Raw genomic sequence first — 25,105 nt, 5'->3', positions numbered from 1 at the left:
GCCTAGCGGTGGCGGAACTCGGGCTGTCGCTTCTCACGGAACGCCGCCATCCCCTCTTTCTGGTCCTCGGTGTCGAACAGCGCGGTGAACTGCTCGGCCTCGAGCGCGAGGCCCGCCTCCAGGCCCGTCTCGAGGGCCGCATCCAGCGCCGCCTTCGCCGCCACGAGCGCGGGCAGCGAGCGCCCGGCGATCTCGGTCGCGAGGCGCTCGGCCTCGGCCTGCAGCTCGGCCGCGGGCACGACGCGCGAGACGATGCCGAGCGAATCGGCCTCCGCGGCGTCAATGCGCCGGCCGGTGAGCACGAGCTCGGCCGCCTTCGGGTAGCCGATCGCGCGCACGATGCGCTGCGTGCCGCCGATGCCGGGGATGACGCCCAGCCCGATCTCGGGGAAGCCGAACTGCGCGGTGTCGCTCGCGAGGATCACGTCGCACATGAGCGCGAGCTCGAAGCCGCCGCCGAGCGCGTAGCCCGAGACGACCGCGATGACGGGCTTGCGCACGCGCGCGAACTCGAGCCACGGGCCGAAGTGGTCGGCCTCGCGCATCTCGGCGGCCGACTTGTCGGCCATCTCCTTGATGTCGGCGCCGGCCGCGAAGGCCTTCTCCGAACCCGTCACGACGATCGCGCCCACGCCGTCGTCGGCATCGAGCTCCTTCGCCGTCGCGACGACCTCGCGCATCAGCTGCGCGTTGAGCGCGTTGAGCGCCTCGGGACGGTCGAGCGTGATCCAGGCGACGCGGCCGCGCCGCTCGACGCGGATCGTCTCGGTCTCGGGCACGGCGGCGTCGGCGGCAGCGGTCGAGTCGGTCATGCGGGCTCCTTCATCGCAGCGGGAAGCACCAGGTCGCCCTCGGGCACCGGTGCGAAGCACCCCTCCACCATGGCAGGCGTCACCTTCTCGAGCGTCGACGGCGTCCACTTCGGCGCGCGATCCTTGTCGACGAGCTGCGCGCGCACCCCCTCCGCGAAGTCGGCGGCGAGCGAGGTGTGGCGCGAGACGCGGTACTCCTGCACGAGCGCCTCCTCGAGCGAGCCGAGGCCGCGCGCACGCCGCAGCGCCTCGAGCGTCACCGCGACCGCGAAGGGCGAGCGCTGGGCGATGCGGTCCGCGAGCGCCGCGCCCGCCTCGCCCGCGCCGCGCAGGCGCTCGACGATCGCCGCGGCGTCCGAGCCCGCGAACATCCGGTCGAGGAAGGGCCGATCCCGCTCGAGCGCGCTCACGCCGGGCTCGGCCGCGAGCCGCTCGATGACGGCATCCGGATGCTCGGTCTCGAGTAGCGAGACGAGCTCAGGCAGGCGGTCCTCGGGCACGCACCGGTCGGCGAGGCCGAGCGCGATCGCGTCGGCGGCGCCGAAGTGGTCGCCGGTGAGCGCCGCGCGCGTGCCGAGCTCGCCGCGGCGGCGGGTGAGCAGCCAGGTCGCGCCGACGTCGGGCACGAAGCCGATCGTCACCTCGGGGAACCCGATGCGCGTCGAGTCGGTGACGATGCGGTGGCTCGCATGGCCCGAGATGCCGACGCCGCCGCCGAGCACGATGCCGTGCTGGATCGCGACGACCGGCTTCGGGAAGCGCGCGATGAGCGCGTTGAGGGCGTACTCGTCGCGCCAGAAGCGAGCGGCGCCCTGGCCGCGCGTGCGCTCGACGTCGTCGCGCAGCGTCACGACGTCGCCGCCCGCGCAGAGGGCCCGCTCCCCCGCGCCCGTGATGAGCACGCGCTCGACCGCGTCGTCCGCGGCCGCCGCGCGCAGCGCATCCGTGAGCCCCTGCACCATGCCGTGCGTGAGCGCGTTGAGCGCCTCGGGGCGGTCGAGCTCGATGTGCGCGAGCGCGCCGCGGGTCTCGGTGCGGATGTGGGTCATCGCTCTCCCAGCAGGTGTCGGCCGACGATCATGCGCATCATCTCGTTCGAACCCTCGAGGATGCGGTGCACGCGCAGGTCGCGCACGACGCGCTCGATGCCGTACTCGTGCAGGTAGCCGTAGCCGCCGTGCAGCTGCAGCGCCTCGTCGGCGACGCGGAAGCCCGCGTCGGTCGCGAAGCGCTTGGCCATCGCGCACGCGACGGGCGCGTCGGCGGCGCCCGCGTCGAGCTTGGCCGCGGCCCGCTCGAGCAGCGCCCGCGCCGCCTGCAGCTCGGTCTCCATGTCGGCGAGCGCGAACTGCACGTGCTGGCGGGTCGCGAGCGGCTGGCCGAAGGTCGCGCGCTCCTTGGCGTAGGCGACGGTGCGCTCGAGCGCCCACTGCGCGCCGCCGATCGACGCGGCCGCGATGCCGAGGCGGCCGCCGTTGAGCCCGCGCATCGCGATGCCGAAGCCGTCGCCCTCCTCGCCGAGGCGGTGGTCGGCGGGCACCCGCACGCCGTCGAGCACGACCTGGCGCGTGGGCTGCGCGTTCCAGCCCATCTTGTGCTCCTCGGGGCCGAACGAGAGGCCGTCGGCGCCCGCGGGCACGATGAACGCGGTCATGCCGCGCGAGCCCTGCTTCGCCGGGTCGTCGCCACCCGTGCGGGCCATCACGACGTACACGGCCGAGGTGCCGGCGCCCGAGATGAACTGCTTCGTGCCCGTGAGCACGTAGTCGTCGCCGTCGCGCACGGCGGCGGTCGCGACCGCGGCGGCGTCGCTGCCGGCGCCGGGCTCGGTGAGGCAGTAGCTCGCGAGGTCGTCCATCGTCGTGAGGCTCGGCAGCCAGCGGCGGCGCTGCTCGTCGGTGCCGTGCTGGTCGATCATGCCGACGACCATGTTGTGGATCGAGATGTAGGCGGCGACCGCGACGTCGCCGCGCGCGAGCTGCTCGTAGATGGCGATCGCGTCCATGCGGCTGAGGCCCGCGCCGCCGACGTCCTCGCGCACGCAGATGGCGCCGAGGCCGAGCTGGCCGGCCTCGCGCAGCGTCTCGACGGGGAACTCGTGGTCGGCGTCGCGCTGGTTCGCGAACGGGGCGAGGCGTGCGTCGGCGAAGTCGCGCACGGCCTCGACGAGCGCCTCGCGCTCCTCGGCGCTCGTGGCGCTCGCGCTCGTCCCGCTGCCGGTGGGGCTGGGCATCGTCATGGTCACCCGCACGACCTCCTCGTCGCGTGGCGGCTGGGCCGCGCTCGCCCTTGTGGGGCTTCTTGTGTCGTCCTGCCAGTTGCATGGACGTCCACATATCTACCATCCTGAGTGCACGGCACGCCAGCCGCGGCGATCACGCGCCCACGCGCGGTGCCGCTACGGTCAGAGCGTCGAAGGCGACGGAGGGCACATGGAGATCGACGGGCAGGTGGCGCTCGTCACCGGCGGAGCATCGGGGCTCGGCCTCGCGACGACCGAGGCGCTGCTCGCGCAGGGCGCGCGCGTGGTGGTGATCGACCTGCCCGGCACGCCGGCGGCGGATGCGGTGGCCCGCCTCGAGGGGGTCACGTTCGTGGGCGCCGACGTGCGCGACGAGGCGCAGGTCGCCGCCGCGCTCGACGCGGCCGACGCCCTCGGCGACCTGCGCGTCGTCGTGAGCTGCGCCGGCGTCAACGACGCCGCGAAGGTCGTCGGTCGCTCGGGCGCCTTCCCGCTCGACCGCTTCCAGCGCGTCATCGACATCAACCTCGTCGGCACCTTCAACGTCATCCGGCTCGCCGCCGAGCGCATGGCGCGGCTCGAGCCGATGGGCGGCGAGGCCGGCGAGGAGCGCGGCGTCATCATCTCCACCGCATCCGTCGCCGCCTTCGACGGGCAGATCGGCCAAGCGGCCTACTCGGCGTCGAAGGCCGCGATCGTGGGGCTCACCCTGCCGGTCGCGCGCGAGCTCGCGACCCACCGCATCCGCGTGAACGCGATCGCCCCGGGGCTGTTCGACACCCCGCTGCTCGCGGCCCTCCCGCAGGAGGCGCGCGACTCGCTCGGCGCGCAGGTGCCGCACCCCGCGAGGCTCGGCAAGCCGAGCGAGTTCGCGCTGCTGGTGACGCAGATCGTCGCCAACCCCATGCTCAACGGCGAGACCATCCGGCTCGACGGGGCGATCCGCATGCAGGCGAAGTGAGGAGAGACGGATGCGTTCAGACTTCTACGACGACGAGCACGAGGCGTTCCGCGAGAGCGTGCGCGAGTTCGTCGCGCGGCACATCGCGCCGCACCTGGCGCAGTGGGAGGCCGACGGGCTGACCGACCGCGACCTCTACCGGCGGATGGGCGAGGCCGGCATGGTCGGGCTCGCGATCCCGGAGGAGTACGGCGGCATGGGCGTCGACGACTACCGGTTCCGCCTCGTGATCAGCGAGGAGCTCTCGCGCGTCGGCGCCGCATCCGTCAACGCGACCTTCGGCGTGCACGACGACATCGTGCTCGCCTACCTGCTCGACCTCGCGACGCCCGAGCAGCGCGAGCGCTGGCTGCCGGCGATGGCGTCGGGCGACTCGATCGCCGCGATCGGCATGACCGAGCCCGATGCCGGCAGCGACCTGCAGGGCATCCGCACCGCCGCGGTGCGCGACGGCGACGACTGGATCCTGAACGGCTCGAAGACGTTCATCACCAACGGCTTCCACGCCGACAAGGTGCTCGTCTTCGCGCGCACCGACCCCGAGGCGGGCTCGCGCGGCTTCACCCTCCTCCTCGTCGAGAACGGCATGGCCGGCTTCGAGCGCGGGCGGAAGCTCGACAAGATCGGGCTGCGCTCGCAGGACACGGCGGAGCTGTTCTTCCGCGACGTGCGGGTGCCGGATGCGAACCGCGTCGGCGAGGTGGGCATGGGCCTCATCGCCATGATGGAGCGGCTGCCGCGCGAGCGGCTCTCGATCGGCGCCGCCGCGCTCTCGTCGGCCGAGGCCGCGTACGCGTGGGGCCGCGACTACGTCTTCCAGCGGAAGGCCTTCGGCGGGCTCGTCGGCGACCTGCCGACGGTGCGGTTCGCGCTCGCCGAGCTCGAGACCGAGCTCGACATCGCTCGCGCCTACGTCGAGCGCTGCATCCTCGCGCTCAACGAGGGGCACCTGACGACGGCGGATGCGTCGAAGGCGAAGTGGTGGACGACCGAGCTCGAGCAGCGGGTCATCACCCGCAGCCTGCAGCTGCACGGCGGCTACGGCTTCATGGAGGAGTACCCGATCGCGCGCGCCTTCCGCGACTCGCGCGTGCAGTCGATCTACGGCGGCACGACCGAGATCATGAAGGAGATCATCGGGCGCGACATCGCGAAGCGCGCGAAGGGCTGAGGCCGCGCGGCGCTCAGGCGGCGGGCGGCTCGGCCGTCCTCTCGGGCGCGGGCTCGAGCGGGCCGTCGACGAGCGCCGGGCGCATCGCGTGCGCCATCCACCACCAGGTGAAGATGCTGACGACGATCGGGATGACGAGCGCGAGCAGCTGACCGATCGCGAGCCACGGCCCTGCGAAGCCCAGCAGCGTGCCGGGGTCGGCGATGCGCTCGAGCATGTCGGCGCCGTCGGTCGCGAACCAGCGCTCGAGCTCGGCGTCGTCGACGGGGCCCGGTCCCGGGCCGAAGCGATCGATGTCGAAGCCCGGGCCGAGCGGGAAGCCGCCGAAGAACGGCAGCGTCACCGAGCCCGCGCCCGAGAGCAGCACGGCGGCGGCGACGGCGATGCCGAAGCCGGCCCACGTGATGCCGACGGGTCGTCGCACGTCGGGGTGGCGGAGGATGCGCGTGCTGACCCAGAGGCCGAGGAGCGCGACGAGCAGCCCGATGGGCACGCCGATGCCGAGCAGGATGCCCCACGGGCTGCCGAGCCACTCGAGCATGCTGTTCCAGGCGCCGCCGGTGGCGCTCGTGCCGTCCTGCCGGAAGGCGAAGCCGAGGCCGAACACGAGCGAGCCGACGAGCACGGGCAGCAGCAGCAGCGTCGCGCACAGCTGCATGATGCCGATGCCGAGCCATGCGATGCCGCCGCCGACGCCGCCGGCGAGGCGCGCGCGGCGCGCCGCCTCCTTCGTCAGCTTGGGCCGCGGCGGCTTCGGCGGGCCGGCGTCGTAGACGGGCGGCACGTACGGCCGGGTGGGCTGGGCGGCGGCGTAGGGCTGACCGGCCGCCGCCTGCTGGGCGCCGGGCGCTGCGAAGTCGGGGTTCTGCGCGAACGGCTGCGGCGGCAGCTGGGGCGCGGGGTTGGGGACCGTCATGCCTCCACGCTAGGCACTTGCGGTGCGGGGCGCATGGGGGTTGACCGCCGTCCTGCCGTCGGGCTCCCCACCCCGGCGGGGCGCGTCAGGCGGCCAGGGCGCGCTCGATGTCGGGGCGGATGTCCTCGGGCGTCGTCGTCGACGCGTAGCGCTTGAGCACCGTGCCGTCGCGGCCGACGAGGAACTTCGTGAAGTTCCACTTGATCGCGCCGCCGAGCAGGCCCTTCGTCTCGCGCTTGAGCCACGCGTAGAGCGGATGCGTGTCGGGGCCGTTGACGTCGATCTTCGCGAACATCGGGAACGAGACGCCGTAGTTGCGCTGGCAGAACTCGGCGATCTCGGCCTCGGTGCCCGGCTCCTGATGGCCGAACTGATCCGAGGGGAACCCGAGCACCACGAGCCCCTGGTCGCCGAGCTCCTTCCAGAGCTGTTCGAGCCCCGCGTACTGCGGCGTGAAGCCGCACTCGCTCGCGGTGTTGACGATCAGCACGACCTTGCCCTCGTAGTCGGCGAGCGAGACCTCGCCGCCGGTGAGGGCTTCCGCCGTGAAGTCGCTGAGGCTCGTGGTCGTCTGCGTCATGCGCTCAGCCTGCCACGCGCGGCTATGCGCCCGCCGTGCCGCGGCCGATGCCTGCTGGGGTCTCGGGTGCGTCGGCGATCGCGCCGTCCGCTCGCCCCTCGCCCCGACCGAGCCACACGGCAGCCGCCGCAGCCGTGATCCCGATCGCGGCGAGCAGCAGCAGCCAGCGGAAGTCGAGCACCACCATCGCGCCGGTCGCGCCGGCGAGCATGACCATCTGCGGCACGTTGATCGAGACGTTCATGGCTGCCGACGTGCGGCCCTGCAGCCGCGGCGGCACCAGCCGCATCCGCAGGGTGGAGAGCCCCACGATGGTCCACGGCACGCCGAAGCCGATCGGCCACTGCACGAGGGCGATGCCGGCCCAGCGCATCCACGACTCCTCGAGCGGCCACTGCACGATCGCCCACGCGGCGAACGAGCCGATCGCGACGAGCGTCATGCCCCACGCGAACAGCCGGCGCTCGCCGAGCCGGCGCAGCGCGAGCGCCGACACCAGGCCGCCCGCGAGCGCCGCGACGCCCTGGATCGCCTGCGCGGGGCCGAGCGCGGCGGGGCCCTCCTGCAGGCCGTGCTCGAGCAGCGGGAAGATCGTGGCGTTGAGGATGCCGGTGAGGCCGAAGCCGACGGCGCCCGCGATCGTGAGCAGGCGCAGCAGCGGGTCGCGCAGCAGCTCGCGGAACCCGGCCGAGACCTCGTGCCAGTAGCCGGCGCCGGGCTCGGGCGGCTCGGGCGCCGACTCCGCGATGCGCACGGTCAGCAGCATGAGCGCCATCACGAGGTAGCCGCCCACGCTCACGGCGACGACCGCCCAGGGCCCGGCGAGCACGTAGAGGCCCGCGCCGAGGGGCGGGCTGATGATGCGCATGCCGTTGTCGATCGACGTGAAGATGCCGTTCGCGGTGCCGATCTCGTCGTCGGGCAGCAGGTCGCGCAGGAGGCCCGACTGCGCGGATGCGGTGAGGTAGGCCGAGAGGCCGTAGCCGAAGGTCACGGCGTAGACGAGCCACACGTGCTCGGGCCCCCGCACGAGCAGCAGGGCGAGGATGACGGATGCGGTGGCGAGGTTGGTGACGATGAGCAGCGGCCGACGGCGCACCCGGTCGGCGAGCTGGCCCGCCCACGGCGCGAGCAGCGCCGGCAGCCCGAGGAAGAGGAACACGAGCGCGCCCGCGGCGTCGGAGCCGGTGAGCTCGCGCACCCAGATGGCGAGGACGAGGTAGAGCGCGCTGTCGCCGAGGTTGGTGGCGAGCCAGCCGACCATGAGGCGGCGGTAGGCCGGGCGGCGCATGGGCGACGGCGGCTTGGTGGTGGGGGTGGCGGATGCGGTGCGGGTCATGGGAGGACTCCTGTGTCCTGGGAGGTGGGGTCGCGCCCCTGTCGTTGGTCGAGGAGGCGCAGCAGGCGCCCGCTGTCTCGCTGGTCGAGGAGGCGCGGCCGGCGCCCGCTCCCTCGCTGGTCGAGTAGGCGCCGCAGGCGCCGTATCGAGACCACTTCGGTGGAACGGACGTCGTCTCGATACGCCCCTGACGGGGCTACTCGACGCCCGATGGAGGTGAGGAGGCGGCGCCTACGCGCCCGCCGGCTCCTCGCCCGTCGCGGGCAGGTCGAAGTCGGGGTTGAGCGTGGCGAAGAGGTGCGCCTTGCGGCTCCCCGCGGGCCGCTTCGACGGGTCCTTGCTGCGGCCCTGGAAGCGGTCGACGAGGTGGTGGATGTCCTCGGCGAGCTGGGCGAGCTCGTCGGGCGTCGCCCAGATGGCCGCAGAGTTCACCGTCGTCCCCGGCAGCCACCGCTCGTCCCCGAGCCCGTGCCGCGTCAGGAAGTCGACCATCCGGTTCGCCTCGTGCTGCACGTACATCGCGGCGACGGACGCCGAGGTGCGCATCGACTCGGGGTTGCTCGGATCGGGGCGCAGGTCGCGGCTCTGGTGCACGGGCTTCCAGGGCTTCGACGTGCCCTGCGCCTCGGCGCGCTCGATGAAGCCGGCCTTGGCGAGGGTGCGCAGGTGGAACGAGCAGTTCGACGGGCTCTCCCCCACCTTCTCGGCGATCTGGGTGGCCGTCGCCTCGCCCAGCTCGTCGATGACGGAGAGGATCTCGACCCGCAGCGGATGCGCGAGCGCGCGGAGGAGCGCCGGGTCGCCGGTGCGGAGGCCCCGCCCGCCGTCGACCTCGAACTCCTCGGTGCCGACGCCGTGGCTGTCGGCACCGCCGCCGCTGGGCTGCGCGTCTCGCTGCTCGGCCATGCTCAGATCAAACCACGCTGCGTGGTGAGCTCTGCGCGCAGGCGGTCGTAGTAGCGCTGCTGGTCGTCGCGCTCGAGGCGCGTGCGGTTGCGGCGCTCGGCGACGATCGCCAGTGCAGCGTCTGCGCTGCGGGCGATGCGGCTCTTGCGTGCCATGGGATGCCTCCTGGGTGGGAATCGGCGGGCCGTTCCCTGCCGACATCCGAAAGACTACTTTCAAAGCGCTCGCTTCGCAAGGGTTCTTTCAAAAGAAGTGCTTCGGCGTGTCGCGCCCACGCATGGGATAGGGCTCCCGCCGCGCGGCGGGAGCCCTCGAAGCAGACGCGCCCCTAACTCAGGTGAGCTCGTCGCGGCGGATCTCGACCCAGGGGCCCGCGGGGTTGATGACGAGCGACGAGAAGCGCGTGCTCCGGTGCAGCCGCTCGAGCACGGTGCTCGTCGTCGTCGAGATCACGCCGTCCTCGGGGTGACGCGCGGCGATCTCGGGTGCCGACGTGAAGGCGAGCAGCGACATCCGGCCGTCGGGGCGCGTCGTCATGCGCAGCCGCGGGTGCTCCTCGCGCTCTTGCCCCTCTGCGAGCTCGCCCGCGAGCAGCAGCGGGCCGTCGACCTGGAGCGCCTCGACGATGGCCTCTCGCGAGCCGCCGCGCTCACCGGCGGCGATCGCCCGACTGAGGCGGTCGTTGCGGGGGTGCCGCAAGGCGTAGGCGATGTCCTTCTTCGCGATCGCGACCGAGTCGTCGCCCGGATCGATCGAGAGCCACGCGACGCCGTGGCGCTGCGCCATCTCGAGCACGGCGCCCGCGGGCTGCGCGACCGCGCGATGCGGCGCGCCGGCGGGGTGCATGCGCGCGACCTGGTCGTCGCTCGTGAAGGCGAGCATCGCCGGCTTGCCGTCGGGCCCGATGCCGCCCGTGAGCGGCACCTCGGCGCCGTCGACGGATGCGCCCTCGGGCAGGTCGACGCCCGTCACGTCGAGCAGCAGGTCGCCGACGAGGGCGGCGCGCAGCACGTCGATCATGGTGCGCTGGTTGGCATCGTCGGCGAAGGCGACGATCGCGCGGCGCAGACGCGCGTTGTCCACGTGGCCGGAGCTCATGCCGCCCACCGTAGTCCGCGGGAGCGGCCGCTGGGAGATCCAGGCGAGCGGACGGATCTCGCCGCGGGTCTCGACGATCGCATCACTGTTGACTTATATAAGTTCACGTGCAACCATGGCCCCATGCACGCCCTCGACGTCCTCGGCGACCCGGTGCGACGACGCATCCTCGAGCTCCTGACCGATGGGGAGGCGAGCGCGGGCGCCATCGCCGCCGTGATCGGCGACGAGTTCGGGATCAGCCAGCCCGCCGTGAGCCAGCACCTGCGCGTGCTGCGCGAGCAGGGCTTCGCGACCGTGCGCCCCGAGGGCCAGCGCCGCCTGTACGCCGTCGACCCCGAGGGTCCGCGGCAGGCCCGCGAGTGGCTCAGCGCGTTCGACGGCTTCTGGATGCCCAAGCTCGCCGCGCTCGACACCGAGCTCGCGCGCGGCCGGCGGCAGCGGCGCCTGCAGGCGGAGGCTCGAGCCGCGGCGGACGCCCGGTCGGCACCCGGCGGGGCGGCAGAGCGCACGACGGAGGATGCTGCGGCCGCTCGGGCCGACGCATCCGCCGCGCATGACGACACCGACGGCGAGGGCTTCGGCCCCGCCGAGACCCGCGAGGAGGAATGACCATGGTGGATGTGCAGGGGCAGCTCGGCGCCGTGTCGCGCGGCGTGCGCAGCGAGGTGATCGACGGCGAGGCGTCGAGCGTGCAGACGCTCGAGCAGGTCTACCCGTCGCCGGTCTCCGACGTGTGGGATGCGGTGACCGATCCGGCGCGGATCGCGCGGTGGTTCATGCCGGTGACGGGAGAGCTCGAGCTCGGCGGCAGGTACCAGCTCGAGGGGAACGCCGGCGGTGAGGTGCTCGAGTGCCGCCCGCCGGAGGGCGAGGGCGCGAGCTACCGCGTGACGTGGGAGTTCGGCGGCGGCGTGACCTGGCTCACCGTGCGGCTGCACGCGGAGGGCGAGGGCACGCGCCTCGAGCTCGAGCACGTGGCCCGCGAGGCCGATCTCCCCGCCGAGCTGGCGGCGACGTTCGGCCCGGGCGCCACGGGCGTCGGCTGGGACGGCGGGCTGCTCGGCCTCGCGCTGCACCTGGGATCGCCCGACACGGCGATGACGCCCGAGCAGGGCGAGGCGTGGGCGTTCACCGGGGAGGGGCGCTCCTTCTACCGCGGCTCTGCCGATGCGTGGGCTGCCGCCTCGGTCGCGAACGGCACCGACGAGGCGACGGCGCGGCGGCAGGCGGATGCGACGTACGGCTTCTACACGGGCCAGACCGGCGAGGCGACGGGCACGGAGGACGGCGACGCGACGGGCGCCGGGGGAACGCCGAGCGCGTGAGCAGCTGCCCGGACGACTCCGGGGCCACGTCGGGGCGGGTCGGCGCATGCCGACCTGCCCCTCGTCGCGCGGCCGCGCCCGTGGTGCCGCCCGCCCGCGTCAGATCGCCCGCAGGTGCGCGCGCACTTCGGCGCGCAGGTCGTCCTGCCGCTGGATGAGCCGCGCGGCCTCGTCGCGCACGGTCTGGCGCTGCTGCCACGACAGGCGCTGCGCGGCCCGGCGCGTGCTTCGCTGCATGCGTCCCATGGTGATGCCTCCCTCGGTCGCGGCGACGGCTCTCGTCGCCGGCCTGCGAAGCGCCTCGCGGGTGCCGCCGCGGCCCCGGCCCCGTCGATCGCTTCGCCTCCATCCCAGCACCGGCCACCCACATGGATGGGGGCGGCGGGAGCCGGTCGGCGACCGCGCCCGAGGGCCGCGCTACCGCACCGACACGGTCAGCAGCACCACCGCATCCGTCTCGGCGTCGAGGGCGTGGACGGCGTCGGGCAGCTCGACCCAATCGCCGGCGTCGAGGTCGAGCGCCTGCTCCTCCCAGCGCAGCCGCACGCTGCCCACGACCACCTGCAGGGTCGCCTCGCCGGGCGCGACGTGGTCGTCGAGCCCGCGCCCGCGGGTGAGCGCCATGAGCGTCTGGCGCAGCCGCGCATCGCGGCCGGATCGGATCGAGCGGGCCGCTCGGCCGCTCGACGCCTCGCGGGCGGCGGCGAGCAGCTCGTCGGCGGTGGGGGTGAGATGCACGAGCTCCATGGCCCCAGCATGCCCGCACGCGCGCAGAAGGCCTAGCCTCTCGGCATGACGACGGATGCGGCGGGCCGGGCCGCGAGTGCCCCGGCACCGAGGATCGTGGCCGACACCGGGCTGCTCGCGGCGGCGGCCGCCGATGCCGACCGCGCCGACGAGCGAGGCGCCGTGTGGCGGCTCGCGGAGGCCGAGCGGCACCTCGACGCGAACGTGATCGCGGTGCCGGCCGGCGCATCCATCGACCGCCACGTCGGCCCCGACGAGGACGTGCTGTGGCACGTCGTGAGCGGTTCGGGCACGCTCTCGACCGACGAGGGCGACGTGGCGCTCGCACCGGGCGCGGTCGTCTGGTTGCCGCGCCGGTCGCGCCGCGCGGTGACGGCCGGCGAGGCGGGGCTGCGCTACCTCACGGTGCACCGCCGGAAGCCCGGGCTGCAGATCGGTGAGCGGCCGGGCTGACCGAGCAGCGGAGCTAGCGCGGTAGCGGAACGCGGTCGCGGCAGGCGGATGTTGTCGAAGCGTGCCCGGCGGGCGGACCCCAGCCCGCCTCGACGCAACGGATCGCCGCTCCGGCAACCCCCCGCGCAGACCCGTTGCGCCGATTCCCGAAACATGCGCGCGATCGTCGCTACATTCGGCGATGTGAGCGCTGTCGCACCCCATGCCGTCATCCTGATCCGCGCGCAGCGGTTCCGCCCGAACCCCGCGACCGCGGCCGACAACGCCTTCCAGGCCGACGCGCCGGCGAGCCAGAGCGACGACACGACCGCGGCGAAGGCGCTCGCCGAGATGGACGCCGTCGCCCATGCGCTCCGCGACGCGGGCGTCACGGTGCACGTCTTCGACGACGAGGACCACACGCGTCCCGACAGCGTCTTCCCCAACAACTGGCTCTCGACGCACGCGGGCGGCACCGTCGCGGTCTACCCCATGTACGCATCCAACCGCCGCCACGAGCGGCGGGCCGACATCCTCGAGTTCCTCAAGGCGCAGTACCGGGTGCAGGCGATCATCGACTACTCGGGGCTCGAGCCCGACGGCATCTTCCTCGAGGGCACGGGTGCGATGGTGCTCGACCCGGTCTCGCGCGTCGCCTACCTGGCCCGCAGCCACCGCGCCGACACGCATGTGCTCGAGCGCTTCTGCACCGACTTCACCTACGAGCCGATGGTCTTCGACGCCGTCGATTCCGAAGGCGTGCCGGTCTACCACACCAACGTCATCGCGACGATCGGCACCGAGGTGGCGCTCTTCGCGCTCGAGATGATCCCGGATGCGCGGCGGCGCGAAGAGGTGCGCGAGCGGCTCACCGTCAACGGCCGCACCGTCGTCGAGCTCACCGAGCACCAGGTGCGCGAGTTCGCGGGCAACGCGGTCGAGCTCGCCGGGCGGTGGCCCGACGGCCGCCGCCGCACGATCATGGCGATGTCGGCGCGCGCGAAGGCGTCGCTGACGGATGCGCAGGTCGCGGTCATCGAGGAGTCGTGCGAGATCGTCGCGGTCGACATCCCGACGATCGAGCTCGCGGGCGGCTCGGTGCGCTGCATGATCGCCGGCGTGCACCTCGACCCGCGGCCGGCGCGGCAGCCGGAGCTCACCGAGGCGGTCGAGGCGATCGCCGAGGAGCCCGAGACGATGGACGGCGTCGAGGCCGCGTCGGAGCTGCCGGTCGGCTGAGGCGGCCCCGGTCGCGCGAGGAGGCGGCGCCCGTCGCGTGAGGAGGCGGCGCCGGTCGCGTGAGGAGGCGGCGCCGGTCGCGTGAGGCGGCGCCGGTCGGCTCGGGCGGCGTCAGAGCATCGCGGGCCGCACCGCCTGGCGGCGCGCCAGCATGAGCCACGCGGCTCGGCCGATGAGGGCGCCCACGACGATGCCGAGCAGCGCCGCGACCGGCACGAGGCTCGTCAGGGCGATCGCGACGCCCGTGAGCTCGCGCGCGACGGAGACGGCGAAGACGGCGAGGTCGACGAGCACGCCGCCGATCGCTGCGAGCACGACGCCGAGGCGGGTGATGCGGCGCCGCGCGTCGCCCCACGCGCGCAGCCGGCGTCGGCTCAGCCAGACCGCGCCCACGAAGAGGAGCGCGGAGACGGCGAGCAGCCCGACGGGCAGCACCGCTTGGCCGTAGTCGACCTCGGTGCCCTTCCAGCCCGCGAAGAGCACGAACGACACGAGCGTCAGGAGGCCCGGCAGCAGGAGCGTCGCGCCGATGCCCGCCATCGCGCCGGCCACCATGCCGGCCGAGCGGAGCTCGCGCCACGACTGCGGCGTCAGCGGGGGTCTCGCGCTCGCAGCGTCGCCGCCCGATCCCGACGCCGCAGTCATGACTGTCGACTCTACGGCGGCAGACGCGAGGGATCCTCAGGGCTGTGCGAGCATCCGCTCAAGAAGGCGCGGTCACTCGACGCTCAGCAGCGCGTCCCCGGCCTCGTCGTTGAAGTAGGCGCCGACGACCACCGCGACGTCCTGCGCCTGCTCGCCGGCGAGCGCGATGAGCGGGTTCAGGTCGCCGCCGCTGTCATCGTCGTCGTAGCGGATGTCGGCGCCGGGCACGAAGGCCCACATGCGCGTGTCGACGTCGGAGGTCGCGAGGATCCGCTCGTCGCCGGTCGCGAGCGGCACGAGGGCGACGACCGGGATGCCCGGCTCGAAGGCGAACGCCGCGGTCTCGCCGGGGGCGACGACCGTCGTGCCGGTGAGGATCTCGAGCTCGAAGTCGGTCGCGTCGCCCGCGAACTCCTCGAGCTCGACCGTGTAGGTGCCGGGATCGAGCGCGGGGTCGAGCGCGGTGAGCTGGAACGAGAAGACGTCGAGCTCGCCGATCGAGTCGTCGTCGGCCTCCGACACCTGGTCGCCCACGAGCCGCATCCGCAGGTCGCCGCCGTCGGGCGAGGTCGCGCCGAGCACGACCGCGGCGCGCTCCGAGATCCGGAGCTCGATCGTGGCGGTGCCATCGGCCTCGACGCGCCCCTCGTACTGCGCGACGGAGGGGGCGCTGCCGGGCCGCGCGTCGCCCTGCGACGGCAGCGGCTGCTGCGGGCCGGAGGGCACGGCGGTCGGGCCGGTCGGCGGAATCGCAGGGGGCGGCGGGATGCATCCGGCGAGCGCCAGGCTCGTGACGGCCGCGACGCCGAGGGCACCGACCGCTCTCCGAACCACTGCTCCGTGTGCGCTGCGCATGCTCGATCGATCTCCCTGGTGCTGGCTCGGCGAGGACTCCTCGATCGTATTGCCCGCATGCGGTGCGCCCGGTCTCGCCGCGGGGGCCGAGGGCGATACGGGTCGGTACGGGGCGTCTTCGCTCACGGCGAAGACACCCACTCGCCGCGCACGCCCGCGAAGTGAGAGGATGGAGGGTCGGAGCGCGCCGGATCGGCGATGCTCCCCATCCCACTCCAATGGCGGATGCGCCCGCGCGACCGCCGTGCTGCATCCGTCGTCGGCATGTCACCACTCACCGCACGGAGGACAGGCAGCATGAGCGCCACCATCACCCAGGACAAGACCGCGACCGCACCCGAGGCGGGCGCGAAGGCACCGGAGCAGCCCCGCAAGGCCCGCCGCTGGCCGTGGATCGTCGCGCTCGTCGTCGTCGCCGCGCTCGGCGCGACCGGCACCGGCATCGCCGCCTCGCAGGCGCAGGCCGCGAACGCCGAGCTCGCCGCGCTGCAGGCCGACTACGGCGACCTCGAGACCCGCGCGGGCATCGCCCAGAGCAGCCTCGACCTCATCCGCGACCACCGCGACCGCCTCGAGCTCGAGCTCGAGGAGCTGCGCGCGGCCGAGTAGTCCACCGCCCTCGAAGCGGCGCCGCGCCTGATCGCGCGGCGCCGCTTCGTCGTCCCGGGGCGGCCGTCTACCCCGCCGCGAGCCAGGCGAGCGTGGCCGACACCGCAGCCGGCAGCGGCGTCGTCGGCAGCCGCTCCGGCACGGTGCGCCACGGCCACGCCTCGAGCGTGCCGCGCTCGCGCAGCCGCGGCGCGCATCCGTCGACGTCCTGCCGCGCCACCTCGGCGTGCAGCTCGAGGAAGAGATCGGGCGTGTAGCCCGCGTCGCGCCAGCGCCGCGCGACCGGGAGCCAGCGGTGCGCGATACTCTCGGGCACCTCGCCGCGGCGCAGCTGCCCGTAGACCGTCGGTCCGTGGAAGGGCTTCAGCCACGTCGGCGACCAGTGCGCGAGCACGGTGAGCCACTCGAGGTCTAGCGCCCGGGCGCGCGCGGCCTCGAGCGTCGGGAGCTCGTCGGGGCGCGGGCGCGGCTCGGGAGTCGGGGCGGCGGTCGGCCGGCAGGTCGGCCCCTGCGTCGGCCAGGCGGTCGGCCCGGGCGTCGGCCCGGGCTCGGGGATGGGTGCGTGCACGTGCATGGATGCTCCGTCCTCTCGGCGAGAGGCGCGCGCCTCCCGCTGACTTGCCCCGCGCGGGTGCGCCGGGCCGGCTCTTCCCCTGGGGCACCCCGCTCAGCGGAGGAGGGTTGCCGTGCAGCCGGCCAGGTACCGAATGGCTGCAGCTCGTGAGCTCGGCATCAGTGTAGGCGGATGCGGTGACACGGCCGGGCAGCGCAGCGGGCAGATAGGGTCGCGGCATGGCCGAGCGCACCACCTACCTCCTCGTCGACGGCGAGAACATCGACGCGACGCTCGGCGTCTCGATCCTCGATCGCCGGCCCGAGCCGCAGGAGCGGCCGCGCTGGAACACCGTGCTCGACTTCGCCGAGTCGGCGTGGCAGCAGCCCGTCAAGGGGCTGTTCTTCCTCGCGGTGCCGCACGAGCTGCCCACCTCGTTCGTGCAGGCGCTCATCGCGATCGGCTACCGCCCGGTGCCGCTGCGCGGCGAGGGCAAGGTCGTCGACATCGCGATCCAGCGCACCGCCGAGGCGCTCGTCGAGCGCGACGGCGACGTCATGCTCGTGAGCCACGACGCCGACTTCGCGCCGCAGCTCGAGCGCCTCGCCGAGCACCCGCACCGGCGGGTGGGCATCGTGGGCTTCGGCGAGTTCATGGCGGGCGGCCTGCGCGACGTGCCCGGCGCCGAGTTCTTCGACCTCGAGTACGACGTCGCGGCGTTCAAGAGCCGGCTCCCGCGCGTGCGCATCATCCCGATCGACGAGTTCGACCCGCTCGAGTTCCTCTAGCCGCGGTCGGCATCGCGGCGCCGACGTACACTCCGGTCATGAGCATCGTCGCCGCCGGCAAGGACGCCGCGCCCTTCCTCGACCTCGCCGATCCGGCGTTCGACGTGACGGGTGAGGCGGTGCATGCCGCGCGCGACGACAGCTGGTACGCCGAGACGCCGTACGGCTGGGCGATCCTGCGCTTCGAGGAAGGCACGGCGCTGCTCAAGGATCGCCGCTTCCGGCAGGGCAACGACAAGTGGCCCGACCAGAACGGCATCCACGACGGGCCGTGGCGGCAGTGGTAGCAGGAGACGCTCCTGAGCCTCGACGGCGACGACCACCTGCGGCTGCGGCGGCTGCTGACCCCCGCGTTCCGCTCGAAGACGATCGAGGCGATGCGGCCGCGCTTCCAGGCGCTCGCGAACGAGCTCATCGACGGCTTCGCCGCGCGCGGCGAGGCCGAGTTCGTCAGCGAGTTCGCCGAGCCCTACTCGAGCCGCATCCTCTGCATGCTGCTGGGGCTGCCGGACGACGAGTGGCCGCAGGTCGCGCACTGGGCCGACGACCTCGGCAAGTCGTTCGGCATCAACGTGCGGGCCGATCTGCCGCGCATCGAGGCGGCGCTCGAGGGCCTCGCCGGCTACATCGAGCGCGTGATCGAGGATCGCCAGGCGCGCCCGCAGGACGACCTCGTCTCGACGCTCATCGCCGCGCACGAGGGGTCGGATGCGCTCAGTCGCCGAGAGCTGTCGGTCGCGCTGGTGTTCCTCGCGTTCGCCGGCATGGAGACGACCCGCAACCAGCTGGGCCTCGCCGTCCAGACCTTCCTCGCGCATCCGGAGCAGTGGCGGCTCATGGCCGAGCGGCCCGAGCTCGGCGCGCGCGCCGTCGAGGAGGTGATGCGCGTGAACCCGACCGTCACGTGGGTCACGCGCGAGGCCAGGGAGGACGTCGACCTCTACGGCCTGCAGATCCCGAAGGGCGGCATCGTGCAGGTGCTCTCACACGCGATGGGCACCGACGAGCGCGCGATGGCCGAGCACGTGCCGTTCGACATCCGCGTCGACGACCGGCCGCTGCACTCAGGCTTCGGCGGCGGCGTGCACCACTGCCTCGGCCACTTCGTCGCCCGCACCGACATGTCGGTCGCGCTGCCGCTGCTCGCGCAGCGAATGCCGGATGTCGCGGCCGACGGCCCGGGCGAGTGGCTGCCGGTCTCTGGCAACACGGGGCCCATCCGGTTCCCGCTGCGGTTCACGCCCACGCGCTGACGCCGCCGGGCGCAGGGCGCCCTACCGCTCGAGCAGCAGCTTGCCGCCGGGCGCCTCAGGCGAGCCCATGAGCGCGTGCGCGCGCTCGGCCTCGGCGAGCGGCACGCGCGCGCCGATCACGGGGCGCACGTCGCCCGCGGCGATCTGCGGCCAGACGGCTTCGCGCGCCTGGCGCACGACCTCGGCCTTCGAGCCGCGGCCGCCGGTGCGGGGGCGGGCGCGAAGCGTCATCGCGCGCAGCGTCACGCGGCGCTGCATGAGGCGGCGCAGATCGACCTCGGCCTTCGTGCCGCCCTGCACCGCGATCACCGTGATCGCGCCGTCGAGCGCGAGCGCGTCGAGGTTGCGGCCCAGGTAGTCGGCGCCGATGACGTCGAGCACGAACTCGGCGCCGCGGCCGTCGGTCGCGGCGAGCACGACCTCGACGAAGTCCTGCTCGCGGTAGTCGATGACGACCTCGGCGCCGAGCTCGCGGCACAGCGCGTGGTGCTTCGCGCTCGCCGTCGCCGCGACCCGCCAGCCGGCGGCGCGCAGCATCTGGATGGCCATCGTGCCGATGCCGCCCGAGCCGCCGTGCACGAGCGCGAGCGCGCCCGGCTCGGGCGCCGGCACGTCGCGCATCGCCGACCACACGGTGCAGACGGCCTCGGGGAGCGCCGCCGCATCCGCGAGCGCCACGCCCTCGGGCACCGGGAGCAGCTGCGTCGCCGGCACCGCGACCCGCTCGGCGTAGCCGCCGCCGGCGAGCAGCGCGCACACCTCGTCGCCGACCGCCCACCCCTCGACGCCGTCGCCGAGCGAGACGATCGTGCCCGAGCACTCGAGGCCCAGGATGTCCGACTCCCCCTCGGGCGACGGGTACTTGCCGGCGCGCTGCATGAGGTCGGCGCGATTGACCGCCGTCGCGGCGACCTCGACGACCACTTCGCCGTCGGCCGCCACCGGCTCCGCCGCATCCGCCCACCGCAGCGGTCCATCGATCTCGAATGCGATCGCCTTCATGCGACGCTCCCCTCTTCGCCTCTCGTGCCGCCGACGGTCGGCCGGCAGGCACCACCACCCTGCCGCACCCGCGAGCGCGATGTCGCCGACCCCGCAAGCCGCCCCTACCGGAGCGCCGCCGGCAGGCATACCGTCGCCGCATGGATGACGATCCTGTCGCGACGAATCCGCAGCTCTACTCGGTGGTCTTCGAGAACGAGCGTGTCCGCGTGCTCGAGTACCGCGACGAGCCGGGCGCCGAGAGCACCCCGCACCGGCACCCCGACAGCGTCATGGTCACGCTGAGCGACTTCGACCGACGGCTCTCCTCCGGCGTCCGCGCGGTCGACGTCGCGATGGCCGCAGGGCAGGCGCGGTGGCTGCCGGCACAGGCGCACGCAGGCACCAACATCGGGTCGACCGAGACGCACGTGATCTTCGTGGAGCTGAAGGAGCCGGGCCCCGCAGCGCCACCGGAGGACGAGCCGCTCGGTCCGCGATAGCGCTCGCCCGCGCTCCGCGGCGACGGCGCCCTGCCTTCGTGCGCCGCGCATCCGACCGGGGATCGGGCGCGGGGCGTGTCGGCTACCTCGCACGCGGCGTCAGCAGCGGGTGCTCGGCGACGAGCGCGTGCAGCGCCTGCGTGATCTCGCGCACCCGCAGCAGCTCGGCGAGGTCGCGCGGCACGACGAGCCAGTAGGTGCGGCTGACGCGCACCTCCTCCGGCAGCACGCCGACGAGCGACGGGTCGGCGTCGCCGATGTAGGTGGGCAGCAGGCCCACGCCGAGGCCGGCCCGGGTCGCGCTGTGCTGACCGGTGATGTTGTTGGTCTGCAGCCGGGCGTTGGCGCGCGGCAGCAGCTCGTCGAGGATGCGCAGCGGCTGCACGTCGAGCAGCGCGTCGACGTACCAGATGAGCGCGTGGTCGCGCCGCAGCTCGTCGACGGACGCGGGGGTGCCGTGCCGCTCGAGGTAGTCGCGGGAGGCGTAGCAGCGCAGCTCGTAGTCGGCGAGGTGCTGCACGGCGGCGGCGCGCGGCGAGGGCCGCTCGAGCGTGACCGCGACGTCGAAGTCGCGCGCGGTGATGAGGTCGTGGCTCGTCGCGGTGATGACCTCGAGCGACAGGCCGGGGTGCGCGTCGAGCAGCGGACGCATGCCCGGCACGAGCACGTTGGCGCCGAAGCCGTCCGGTGCGAGGATGCGCGCGGTGCCGCTGAGATCCCCCGCGCGCGAGACGACGGCCTCGAGGGCGCGCGAGACGCTCGACTCGATCGCCTCCGCGTGCGGGATCACGAGCCGGCCGGGCTCGGTGATGCGCCACCCCTGGGGCGTGCGGTCGAACATCCGCACCCCGAGCTCCTGCTCGAGCCGGCTGATGCGGCGCGAGACCGTCGTCTCGTCGACCTGCAGCTGCGCCGCAGCGTCGCGCAGCCGCCCGGTGCGCGCCACTTCGAGCAGGTAGCGGAGGTTCTCGGCGTCCATGCCTCCAGTCTGCACTTCTGCAGTTGAGCCTGCGGTATTGGTCGTTGCGTCCTGCATCGGTGCATCCGATGCTGGAGGTTCCCGACCACCCCGCCACCCGCGGGACCGACCACGAAGGCGTGCACCGGTGAGCTTCGACATCAACACCCCTCCCGTCCTCCGATTCGGCGCGGGCAGCGTCGACACCATCGGCGAGCTGCTCGCCACGATGGGGGCCGCGCGGCCGCTCGTCGTCACCGACGCGTTCCTCGTCGGCGCGGGCGTCGCGGCACGGGTGACGGATGCGCTGGCCGCGGCAGGCGCGCAGGCCGCGGTCTTCGACGGCACGATCCCCGACCCCACGACCGACTCGCTCGAGGCGGGCGTCGCCGCGATCCGCGCGCACGGCGCCGACAGCCTCGTCGCGCTCGGCGGCGGCAGCCCGATCGACACCGCGAAGGCGCTCGCAGTGCTCGCCGAGCGCGGCGGGCACATGCGCGAACTCAAGGCGCCGTTCCGCTTCGCGGGCCCCGCGCTGCCGGTCATCGCGGTGCCGACGACCGCCGGCACGGGCTCGGAGGTGACGCAGTTCACGATCATCACCGACAGCGAGACGAACGAGAAGATGCTGTGCGCGGGCCCCGGCTACCTGCCGAAGGCCGCGGTCATCGACGTCGACCTCACGCTCTCGATGCCGCCGCGGCTCACCGCCGACACCGGCATCGATGCGCTCACCCACGCGATCGAGGCGTTCGTGAGCCGGAAGGCCAACCCGGTCTCCGACACCTACGCGCTCGCCGCCATCTCGCGCATCGGCCGCTACCTGCGCCGCGCTTACAGCGACGGCGGCGACCTCGAGGCGCGCGAGGAGATGATGCTCGCGGCGACGCTCGCGGGGCTGGCGTTCTCGAACGCATCCGTCGCCCTGGTGCACGGCATGAGCCGCCCGCTCGGCGCGCACTTCCACATCGCGCACGGCATGGCCAACGCGATGCTGTTCGCCGAGATCACCGCCTTCTCGGTCGACCACGCCACCGAGCGCTACGCGACGTGCGCGCGCACGCTCGGCGTCGCATCCGACACCGACACGGATGCGGCGGCGGCCGCCGCGCTCGTCGCCGAGCTGCGTGCGCTCGCCGTCGAGGTCGAGGTGCCGACGCCCGCGACGCGCGGCATCGAGCGCGAGCTCTGGGAGGAGCTCGTGCCGGTCATGGCGCAGCAGGCGCTCGCGTCGGGCTCGCCCGCCAACAACCCCCGCGTGCCGACCGCCGAGCAGGTCGAGCAGCTCTACCACGCCGTCTACGCGTGACCCCTCCCCCCGAGTCCGCAGACCCCTTCACGACCAGGAGCATCCCGATGACCATCACCGAGCAGGCCACCGGCCAGCAGACCACCGAGACCATCCCCCACTTCATCGCAGGCGCCCGCCGCGAGGGCTCGGGCCGCACCGCGCCCGTCTTCAACCCCGCGCTCGGCACCGTCGCGCGCGAGGTCGCGCTCGCGTCGGCCGACGAGGTCGCCGAGGCGATCGCCGCGGCGAAGGCCGCCTTCCCCGCCTGGCGCGACCTCTCGATCGCGAAGCGGCAGGCGATCATGTTCCGCTTCCGCGAGCTGCTCGTCGCCCGCAAGGACGACCTCGCCCGCATCATCACCGCCGAGCACGGCAAGGTGCACTCGGATGCGCTCGGCGAGATCGCGCGCGCGATCGAGGTCGTCGAGCTCGCGACCGCGTTCCCCCTCATGACGAAGGGCGAGTTCTCCGAGAACGCCTCGACCGGCGTCGACGTCTACTCGCTGCGCCAGCCGCTCGGCGTCGTCGGCATCATCAGCCCGTTCAACTTCCCGGCGATGGTGCCGCTGTGGTTCGCGCCGGTCGCGCTCGCCGCCGGCAACTCGGTCGTGCTGAAGCCCTCCGAGAAGGACCCGTCGGCGGCGGTCTTCATCGCCGAGCTCTACGCGGAGGCCGGCCTCCCCGACGGCGTGCTCACCGTCGTGCACGGCGACAAGGAGGCGGTGGACGTGCTCCTCACCCACGAGGACGTCGCCGCGATCTCGTTCGTCGGCTCGACCCCGATCGCGCAGTACGTCTACGAGACGGGCTCGAAGCACGGCAAGCGCGTGCAGGCGCTCGGCGGCGCGAAGAACCACATGCTCGTGCTGCCCGACGCCGACCTCGACGTCACCGCAGACGCGGCCGTCAACGCGGGCTTCGGCTCGGCCGGTGAGCGCTGCATGGCGATCTCGGTCGTCGTCGCGGTCGAGTCGATCGCAGACGAGCTGCAGGCGAAGATCGCCGAGCGGATGCAGAGCATCCGCACCGGCGACGGCACGCGCGACAACGACATGGGGCCGCTCATCTCGGGCGCCCACCGCGACAAGGTCGTCGGCTACATCGGCACCGCCGAGCAGGACGGCGCGACCGTCGTCGTCGACGGGCGCGACCCGGCTGGTCCGAACGGCTCTGGGGTCGATGGCGACCCGAACGGCTTCTGGGTGAAGCCGACGCTGCTCGACAACGTGCCCACGGAGTCGGCCGCCTACAAGGAGGAGATCTTCGGCCCGGTGCTCTCGATCGTGCGGGTCGCCTCGTACGAGGAGGGCCTCGAGCTCATCAACGCCAACCCGTTCGGCAACGGCACGGCCATCTTCACGAACGACGGCGGCGCGGCCCGCCGATTCCAGAACGAGGTGCAGGTGGGCATGGTCGGCGTGAACGTGCCGATCCCGGTGCCCGTCGGCTACCACTCGTTCGGCGGCTGGAAGCAGTCGGCGTTCGGCCAGGGCAAGGCCTACGGCAAGCACGCGTTCGACTTCTACACCCGCGAGAAGGTCGTCACGAGCCGCTGGCTCGACCCGAGCCACGGCGGCCTGAACCTCGGCTTCCCGCAGAACTGAGCCGCTCGCTCGCCTGAGACGACGGATGCGGTGGCCGGCCCCGGTGGCCTGGGCACCGCATCCGTCGTCTGGGCCTGCGCTGCCCGCTGACCGCTGCCTGCTGCCGCGGCCGCGGGCGGTCAGCGGCTGGGCACGCGCGAGCGGCGCTGCACGGGCCAGCCGAGCAGCAGGCCGATCGTGACGCCGAGGATGCCAGCCGCCGAATCCCAGGGGTCGCCCGCGCGCTCGGTGAGCAGGTAGTGCTGCACGACCTCGCTCGCGACCGCGTGCGCGCCGAGGCCGAGCCCGAGCAGCAGCGACCGCATGCCGGCGAGCATGCCGACGAGGGCGGGCGCCGCGAAGATCAGCGTGTGCACGACCTTGTCGGCGTGCGGGAAGCCGACGCCCGACGGCAGGCTCGGCAGGTAGAGCGCGACGAGCTGGCCGACCATCGCCAGCCAGAACACCCAGGTCCACGTGCGCTTCCGCTGCGCCGTCATCCTGCGATCGTCGCACTGCCGACGGGCGGCCGGGCCGAGGATTCACGCAGGGTTGCGCCGATCGGCCAGCCGTCCGCTCGGTCGGGCCTCGCTCGGTCGACCGTCCGCTCGGCCAGGCCTCCGCCCGGTCAGCGCAGCGCCGCTCGTGCCTCCCCGAGCACCTCCGCGATCGAGGTGATCGTCGCGAAGCGCCCCGACAGCGCGGCCGCCGTGCGGGCGATCACCTCGTCGGCGCTCAGCTCGCCCGAGCCGTCGTGCAGGGCGAGCGGATGCGTCGCGGTCGCGTCGAGCACCACCTCGACCTCGTAGCCCAGGTCGCTCGCGAGGCGCGCGGTCGTCTCGACGCACTGCTCGGTGCGGATGCCCGCGAGGCGCAAGCGGCGCGTGCCGGCCCGGGTCAGCCGCTGCTGCAGGTCGGTCGTGGTGAAGGCGTTGTGCGCGTGCTTGGTCAGCACGGGCTCCCCGGCCTGCGGCTCGAGGCCCTCGAGCATCCGCACGTGGCCGCTCGCCGGATCGAAGACGCCGCCGCTGCCGGGCTCGGCGTGCAGCACCCAGATGACGTCGTCGCCCGCGGCGCGAGCGCCCTCGACGAGCCGCGCGACGTCGTCGGCGATCGCGGGGTTCGAGATGCTCGCCCACTGGGGCTGCTGGCGGAAGGACTCCTGGACGTCGATGACGACGAGCGCGGTCTGCATGGGGCAAGCGTCGCCGATCGCAGGCGCCGCGCCAAGGGGCGGGAGCGCCAACCGTCGTCGAGATCGCGCCAGTCGGCGACGGCGGCAGCGGTCCGCGCGTCGGTTCCCGACCGGCGCTTG

At 73.6% G+C, this 25,105-nt stretch carries 31 protein-coding genes and 1 riboswitch; of the genes, 13 read left to right on the top strand and 18 right to left on the bottom strand.

Annotated features, from left to right (window positions below):
• Positions 1-2 precede the first annotated feature (2 nt).
• Genes BLT67_RS08625 through BLT67_RS08615 form a run of 3 tightly spaced genes read right to left on the bottom strand, consistent with a single transcriptional unit; the run spans position 3 to position 3,051 of the window.
• On the bottom strand, positions 3-779 hold the full coding sequence (locus BLT67_RS08625; RefSeq protein ID WP_092667593.1) for an enoyl-CoA hydratase-related protein: 777 nt from the start codon (positions 777-779) through the stop codon (positions 3-5).
• A 29-nt stretch (positions 780-808) separates the two neighbouring features.
• A complete protein-coding gene (locus BLT67_RS08620) occupies positions 809-1,861 on the bottom strand; it encodes a 3-hydroxyisobutyryl-CoA hydrolase (protein WP_092666644.1) in 1,053 nt (350 codons plus the stop codon).
• Entirely contained in the window at positions 1,858-3,051 is a 1,194-nt protein-coding gene (locus tag BLT67_RS08615; RefSeq protein WP_407922521.1) for an acyl-CoA dehydrogenase family protein, read from the bottom strand. Before BLT67_RS08615 ends, BLT67_RS08620 begins: the two co-directional genes overlap by 4 nt.
• Before the next feature lie 193 nt (positions 3,052-3,244).
• Here BLT67_RS08615 and BLT67_RS08610 point away from each other — a divergent pair, with 193 nt between their 5' ends.
• Both BLT67_RS08610 and BLT67_RS08605 read left to right on the top strand, forming a co-directional pair.
• Positions 3,245-4,015, top strand: a complete 771-nt coding sequence (locus BLT67_RS08610) for an SDR family NAD(P)-dependent oxidoreductase (protein WP_092666643.1) — start codon at positions 3,245-3,247, stop codon at positions 4,013-4,015.
• A gap of 10 nt (positions 4,016-4,025) precedes the next feature.
• The gene (locus BLT67_RS08605) at positions 4,026-5,186 is read left to right on the top strand and encodes an acyl-CoA dehydrogenase family protein (RefSeq protein WP_092666642.1); all 1,161 of its coding nucleotides are present in this window, start codon (positions 4,026-4,028) and stop codon (positions 5,184-5,186) included.
• 13 nt (positions 5,187-5,199) lie between these two features.
• Here the strand turns inward: BLT67_RS08605 and BLT67_RS08600 are convergent, their stop codons facing one another.
• The 6 genes from BLT67_RS08600 to BLT67_RS08580 form a co-directional block, all read right to left on the bottom strand.
• Positions 5,200-6,102 (bottom strand): hypothetical protein, encoded by a 903-nt coding sequence (locus BLT67_RS08600; protein WP_092666641.1) that lies wholly within the window; start codon positions 6,100-6,102, stop codon positions 5,200-5,202.
• Between the two features lie 85 nt (positions 6,103-6,187).
• Positions 6,188-6,682: a glutathione peroxidase gene (locus tag BLT67_RS08595; protein ID WP_092666640.1), complete on the bottom strand. Its 495-nt coding sequence runs from the start codon at positions 6,680-6,682 to the stop codon at positions 6,188-6,190.
• A gap of 22 nt (positions 6,683-6,704) precedes the next feature.
• Positions 6,705-8,021: an MFS transporter gene (locus tag BLT67_RS08590; RefSeq protein WP_092666639.1), complete on the bottom strand. Its 1,317-nt coding sequence runs from the start codon at positions 8,019-8,021 to the stop codon at positions 6,705-6,707.
• A 231-nt stretch (positions 8,022-8,252) separates the two neighbouring features.
• Positions 8,253-8,927, bottom strand: coding sequence for an ArsR/SmtB family transcription factor (locus BLT67_RS08585; protein ID WP_157674293.1), 675 nt, complete (start codon positions 8,925-8,927; stop codon positions 8,253-8,255).
• Between the two features lie 2 nt (positions 8,928-8,929).
• Positions 8,930-9,082: a hypothetical protein gene (locus BLT67_RS13415; RefSeq protein WP_157674292.1), complete on the bottom strand. Its 153-nt coding sequence runs from the start codon at positions 9,080-9,082 to the stop codon at positions 8,930-8,932.
• 178 nt (positions 9,083-9,260) lie between these two features.
• Complete coding sequence (locus BLT67_RS08580; protein WP_092666637.1) at positions 9,261-10,025, bottom strand: SseB family protein; 765 nt, start codon at positions 10,023-10,025, stop codon at positions 9,261-9,263.
• Between the two features lie 123 nt (positions 10,026-10,148).
• Between BLT67_RS08580 and BLT67_RS08575 the strand changes: the two genes are divergently transcribed.
• Together BLT67_RS08575 and BLT67_RS08570 are read left to right on the top strand one after the other, a co-directional pair.
• Positions 10,149-10,637 (top strand): ArsR/SmtB family transcription factor, encoded by a 489-nt coding sequence (locus BLT67_RS08575; protein ID WP_092666636.1) that lies wholly within the window; start codon positions 10,149-10,151, stop codon positions 10,635-10,637.
• Positions 10,638-10,639: 2 nt separating this feature from the next.
• Positions 10,640-11,353, top strand: a complete 714-nt coding sequence (locus BLT67_RS08570; RefSeq protein WP_092666635.1) for an SRPBCC domain-containing protein — start codon at positions 10,640-10,642, stop codon at positions 11,351-11,353.
• Between the two features lie 99 nt (positions 11,354-11,452).
• Here the strand turns inward: BLT67_RS08570 and BLT67_RS13410 are convergent, their stop codons facing one another.
• Both BLT67_RS13410 and BLT67_RS08565 read right to left on the bottom strand, forming a co-directional pair.
• Entirely contained in the window at positions 11,453-11,590 is a 138-nt protein-coding gene (locus BLT67_RS13410; protein ID WP_157674291.1) for a hypothetical protein, read from the bottom strand.
• A 180-nt stretch (positions 11,591-11,770) separates the two neighbouring features.
• Positions 11,771-12,100: a cupin domain-containing protein gene (locus tag BLT67_RS08565; RefSeq protein ID WP_092666634.1), complete on the bottom strand. Its 330-nt coding sequence runs from the start codon at positions 12,098-12,100 to the stop codon at positions 11,771-11,773.
• A gap of 45 nt (positions 12,101-12,145) precedes the next feature.
• On the opposite strand from BLT67_RS08565, the gene BLT67_RS08560 reads away from it, so the two are divergent.
• The gene (locus BLT67_RS08560; RefSeq protein WP_092666633.1) at positions 12,146-12,553 is read left to right on the top strand and encodes a cupin domain-containing protein; all 408 of its coding nucleotides are present in this window, start codon (positions 12,146-12,148) and stop codon (positions 12,551-12,553) included.
• A gap of 183 nt (positions 12,554-12,736) precedes the next feature.
• Entirely contained in the window at positions 12,737-13,771 is a 1,035-nt protein-coding gene (gene ctlX, locus BLT67_RS08555; RefSeq protein WP_092667591.1) for a citrulline utilization hydrolase CtlX, read from the top strand.
• A 111-nt stretch (positions 13,772-13,882) separates the two neighbouring features.
• Here ctlX and BLT67_RS08550 read toward each other — a convergent pair whose 3' ends face one another.
• Entirely contained in the window at positions 13,883-14,416 is a 534-nt protein-coding gene (locus BLT67_RS08550) for a hypothetical protein (protein ID WP_092666632.1), read from the bottom strand.
• Positions 14,417-14,488: 72 nt separating this feature from the next.
• Complete coding sequence (locus BLT67_RS08545; RefSeq protein ID WP_157674290.1) at positions 14,489-15,271, bottom strand: hypothetical protein; 783 nt, start codon at positions 15,269-15,271, stop codon at positions 14,489-14,491.
• Between the two features lie 297 nt (positions 15,272-15,568).
• Here BLT67_RS08545 and BLT67_RS08540 point away from each other — a divergent pair, with 297 nt between their 5' ends.
• A complete protein-coding gene (locus BLT67_RS08540; protein WP_092666630.1) occupies positions 15,569-15,880 on the top strand; it encodes a hypothetical protein in 312 nt (103 codons plus the stop codon).
• A 67-nt stretch (positions 15,881-15,947) separates the two neighbouring features.
• On the opposite strand, the gene BLT67_RS08535 is transcribed toward BLT67_RS08540, so the two are convergent.
• Positions 15,948-16,448 carry a hypothetical protein gene (locus BLT67_RS08535; protein WP_157674289.1) on the bottom strand — a complete coding sequence of 167 codons (501 nt, stop codon included), beginning with the start codon at positions 16,446-16,448 and terminating at the stop codon, positions 15,948-15,950.
• A gap of 41 nt (positions 16,449-16,489) precedes the next feature.
• Positions 16,490-16,606: riboswitch (SAM riboswitch) on the bottom strand.
• A 66-nt stretch (positions 16,607-16,672) separates the two neighbouring features.
• Between BLT67_RS08535 and BLT67_RS08530 the strand changes: the two genes are divergently transcribed.
• The 3 genes from BLT67_RS08530 to BLT67_RS08525 all read left to right on the top strand — a co-directional run bounded on the left by BLT67_RS08530 (position 16,673) and on the right by BLT67_RS08525 (position 18,474).
• Entirely contained in the window at positions 16,673-17,221 is a 549-nt protein-coding gene (locus tag BLT67_RS08530; protein ID WP_092666628.1) for an NYN domain-containing protein, read from the top strand.
• A 38-nt stretch (positions 17,222-17,259) separates the two neighbouring features.
• Positions 17,260-17,508: a hypothetical protein gene (locus BLT67_RS13725; RefSeq protein ID WP_231945449.1), complete on the top strand. Its 249-nt coding sequence runs from the start codon at positions 17,260-17,262 to the stop codon at positions 17,506-17,508.
• Positions 17,509-17,598: 90 nt separating this feature from the next.
• The gene (locus BLT67_RS08525; protein WP_231945448.1) at positions 17,599-18,474 is read left to right on the top strand and encodes a cytochrome P450; all 876 of its coding nucleotides are present in this window, start codon (positions 17,599-17,601) and stop codon (positions 18,472-18,474) included.
• A gap of 21 nt (positions 18,475-18,495) precedes the next feature.
• Here the strand turns inward: BLT67_RS08525 and BLT67_RS08520 are convergent, their stop codons facing one another.
• A complete protein-coding gene (locus BLT67_RS08520; protein WP_092666627.1) occupies positions 18,496-19,476 on the bottom strand; it encodes an NAD(P)H-quinone oxidoreductase in 981 nt (326 codons plus the stop codon).
• Positions 19,477-19,616: 140 nt separating this feature from the next.
• On the opposite strand from BLT67_RS08520, the gene BLT67_RS08515 reads away from it, so the two are divergent.
• On the top strand, positions 19,617-19,958 hold the full coding sequence (locus tag BLT67_RS08515; protein ID WP_092666626.1) for a cupin domain-containing protein: 342 nt from the start codon (positions 19,617-19,619) through the stop codon (positions 19,956-19,958).
• Between the two features lie 82 nt (positions 19,959-20,040).
• Here the strand turns inward: BLT67_RS08515 and BLT67_RS08510 are convergent, their stop codons facing one another.
• A complete protein-coding gene (locus tag BLT67_RS08510) occupies positions 20,041-20,937 on the bottom strand; it encodes a LysR family transcriptional regulator (protein ID WP_092666625.1) in 897 nt (298 codons plus the stop codon).
• Positions 20,938-21,064: 127 nt separating this feature from the next.
• On the opposite strand from BLT67_RS08510, the gene BLT67_RS08505 reads away from it, so the two are divergent.
• Positions 21,065-22,225 carry an iron-containing alcohol dehydrogenase gene (locus tag BLT67_RS08505; protein WP_092666624.1) on the top strand — a complete coding sequence of 387 codons (1,161 nt, stop codon included), beginning with the start codon at positions 21,065-21,067 and terminating at the stop codon, positions 22,223-22,225.
• 47 nt (positions 22,226-22,272) lie between these two features.
• Positions 22,273-23,811, top strand: coding sequence for a CoA-acylating methylmalonate-semialdehyde dehydrogenase (locus BLT67_RS08500; protein ID WP_092666623.1), 1,539 nt, complete (start codon positions 22,273-22,275; stop codon positions 23,809-23,811).
• Positions 23,812-23,930: 119 nt separating this feature from the next.
• Here BLT67_RS08500 and BLT67_RS08495 read toward each other — a convergent pair whose 3' ends face one another.
• Both BLT67_RS08495 and BLT67_RS08490 read right to left on the bottom strand, forming a co-directional pair.
• Positions 23,931-24,290: a hypothetical protein gene (locus tag BLT67_RS08495; RefSeq protein ID WP_092666622.1), complete on the bottom strand. Its 360-nt coding sequence runs from the start codon at positions 24,288-24,290 to the stop codon at positions 23,931-23,933.
• A gap of 128 nt (positions 24,291-24,418) precedes the next feature.
• Positions 24,419-24,985 carry an isochorismatase family protein gene (locus tag BLT67_RS08490; protein WP_092666621.1) on the bottom strand — a complete coding sequence of 189 codons (567 nt, stop codon included), beginning with the start codon at positions 24,983-24,985 and terminating at the stop codon, positions 24,419-24,421.
• Between the last annotated feature and the right edge of the window lie 120 nt (positions 24,986-25,105).

Origin of the sequence: Agrococcus carbonis (genome assembly GCF_900104705.1) — a bacterium.
GTDB classification, from domain to species: domain Bacteria; phylum Actinomycetota; class Actinomycetes; order Actinomycetales; family Microbacteriaceae; genus Agrococcus; species Agrococcus carbonis.
Note: the sequence above shows the minus strand (reverse complement) of the source record. Positions and strands in the feature narration are given on the sequence as shown.

What these genes read in the sequence shown, in the direction of transcription:
- BLT67_RS08620 (WP_092666644.1), bottom strand. Translation starts at nt 1,861, where the DNA reads ATGACCCACATCCGCACCGAGACCCGCGGCGCGCTCGCGCACATCGAG.
- BLT67_RS08615 (WP_407922521.1), bottom strand. Translation starts at nt 3,051, where the DNA reads ATGACGATGCCCAGCCCCACCGGCAGCGGGACGAGCGCGAGCGCCACG.
- BLT67_RS08610 (WP_092666643.1), top strand. Translation starts at nt 3,245, where the DNA reads ATGGAGATCGACGGGCAGGTGGCGCTCGTCACCGGCGGAGCATCGGGG.
- BLT67_RS08605 (WP_092666642.1), top strand. Translation starts at nt 4,026, where the DNA reads ATGCGTTCAGACTTCTACGACGACGAGCACGAGGCGTTCCGCGAGAGC.
- BLT67_RS08600 (WP_092666641.1), bottom strand. Translation starts at nt 6,102, where the DNA reads ATGACGGTCCCCAACCCCGCGCCCCAGCTGCCGCCGCAGCCGTTCGCG.
- BLT67_RS08595 (WP_092666640.1), bottom strand. Translation starts at nt 6,682, where the DNA reads ATGACGCAGACGACCACGAGCCTCAGCGACTTCACGGCGGAAGCCCTC.
- BLT67_RS08590 (WP_092666639.1), bottom strand. Translation starts at nt 8,021, where the DNA reads ATGACCCGCACCGCATCCGCCACCCCCACCACCAAGCCGCCGTCGCCC.
- BLT67_RS08585 (WP_157674293.1), bottom strand. Translation starts at nt 8,927, where the DNA reads ATGGCCGAGCAGCGAGACGCGCAGCCCAGCGGCGGCGGTGCCGACAGC.
- BLT67_RS13415 (WP_157674292.1), bottom strand. Translation starts at nt 9,082, where the DNA reads ATGGCACGCAAGAGCCGCATCGCCCGCAGCGCAGACGCTGCACTGGCG.
- BLT67_RS08580 (WP_092666637.1), bottom strand. Translation starts at nt 10,025, where the DNA reads ATGAGCTCCGGCCACGTGGACAACGCGCGTCTGCGCCGCGCGATCGTC.
- BLT67_RS08575 (WP_092666636.1), top strand. Translation starts at nt 10,149, where the DNA reads ATGCACGCCCTCGACGTCCTCGGCGACCCGGTGCGACGACGCATCCTC.
- BLT67_RS08570 (WP_092666635.1), top strand. Translation starts at nt 10,640, where the DNA reads ATGGTGGATGTGCAGGGGCAGCTCGGCGCCGTGTCGCGCGGCGTGCGC.
- BLT67_RS13410 (WP_157674291.1), bottom strand. Translation starts at nt 11,590, where the DNA reads ATGCAGCGAAGCACGCGCCGGGCCGCGCAGCGCCTGTCGTGGCAGCAG.
- BLT67_RS08565 (WP_092666634.1), bottom strand. Translation starts at nt 12,100, where the DNA reads ATGGAGCTCGTGCATCTCACCCCCACCGCCGACGAGCTGCTCGCCGCC.
- BLT67_RS08560 (WP_092666633.1), top strand. Translation starts at nt 12,146, where the DNA reads ATGACGACGGATGCGGCGGGCCGGGCCGCGAGTGCCCCGGCACCGAGG.
- BLT67_RS08550 (WP_092666632.1), bottom strand. Translation starts at nt 14,416, where the DNA reads ATGACTGCGGCGTCGGGATCGGGCGGCGACGCTGCGAGCGCGAGACCC.
- BLT67_RS08545 (WP_157674290.1), bottom strand. Translation starts at nt 15,271, where the DNA reads ATGCGCAGCGCACACGGAGCAGTGGTTCGGAGAGCGGTCGGTGCCCTC.
- BLT67_RS08540 (WP_092666630.1), top strand. Translation starts at nt 15,569, where the DNA reads ATGAGCGCCACCATCACCCAGGACAAGACCGCGACCGCACCCGAGGCG.
- BLT67_RS08530 (WP_092666628.1), top strand. Translation starts at nt 16,673, where the DNA reads ATGGCCGAGCGCACCACCTACCTCCTCGTCGACGGCGAGAACATCGAC.
- BLT67_RS13725 (WP_231945449.1), top strand. Translation starts at nt 17,260, where the DNA reads ATGAGCATCGTCGCCGCCGGCAAGGACGCCGCGCCCTTCCTCGACCTC.
- BLT67_RS08525 (WP_231945448.1), top strand. Translation starts at nt 17,599, where the DNA reads ATGCGGCCGCGCTTCCAGGCGCTCGCGAACGAGCTCATCGACGGCTTC.
- BLT67_RS08520 (WP_092666627.1), bottom strand. Translation starts at nt 19,476, where the DNA reads ATGAAGGCGATCGCATTCGAGATCGATGGACCGCTGCGGTGGGCGGAT.
- BLT67_RS08515 (WP_092666626.1), top strand. Translation starts at nt 19,617, where the DNA reads ATGGATGACGATCCTGTCGCGACGAATCCGCAGCTCTACTCGGTGGTC.
- BLT67_RS08510 (WP_092666625.1), bottom strand. Translation starts at nt 20,937, where the DNA reads ATGGACGCCGAGAACCTCCGCTACCTGCTCGAAGTGGCGCGCACCGGG.
- BLT67_RS08500 (WP_092666623.1), top strand. Translation starts at nt 22,273, where the DNA reads ATGACCATCACCGAGCAGGCCACCGGCCAGCAGACCACCGAGACCATC.
- BLT67_RS08495 (WP_092666622.1), bottom strand. Translation starts at nt 24,290, where the DNA reads ATGACGGCGCAGCGGAAGCGCACGTGGACCTGGGTGTTCTGGCTGGCG.
- BLT67_RS08490 (WP_092666621.1), bottom strand. Translation starts at nt 24,985, where the DNA reads ATGCAGACCGCGCTCGTCGTCATCGACGTCCAGGAGTCCTTCCGCCAG.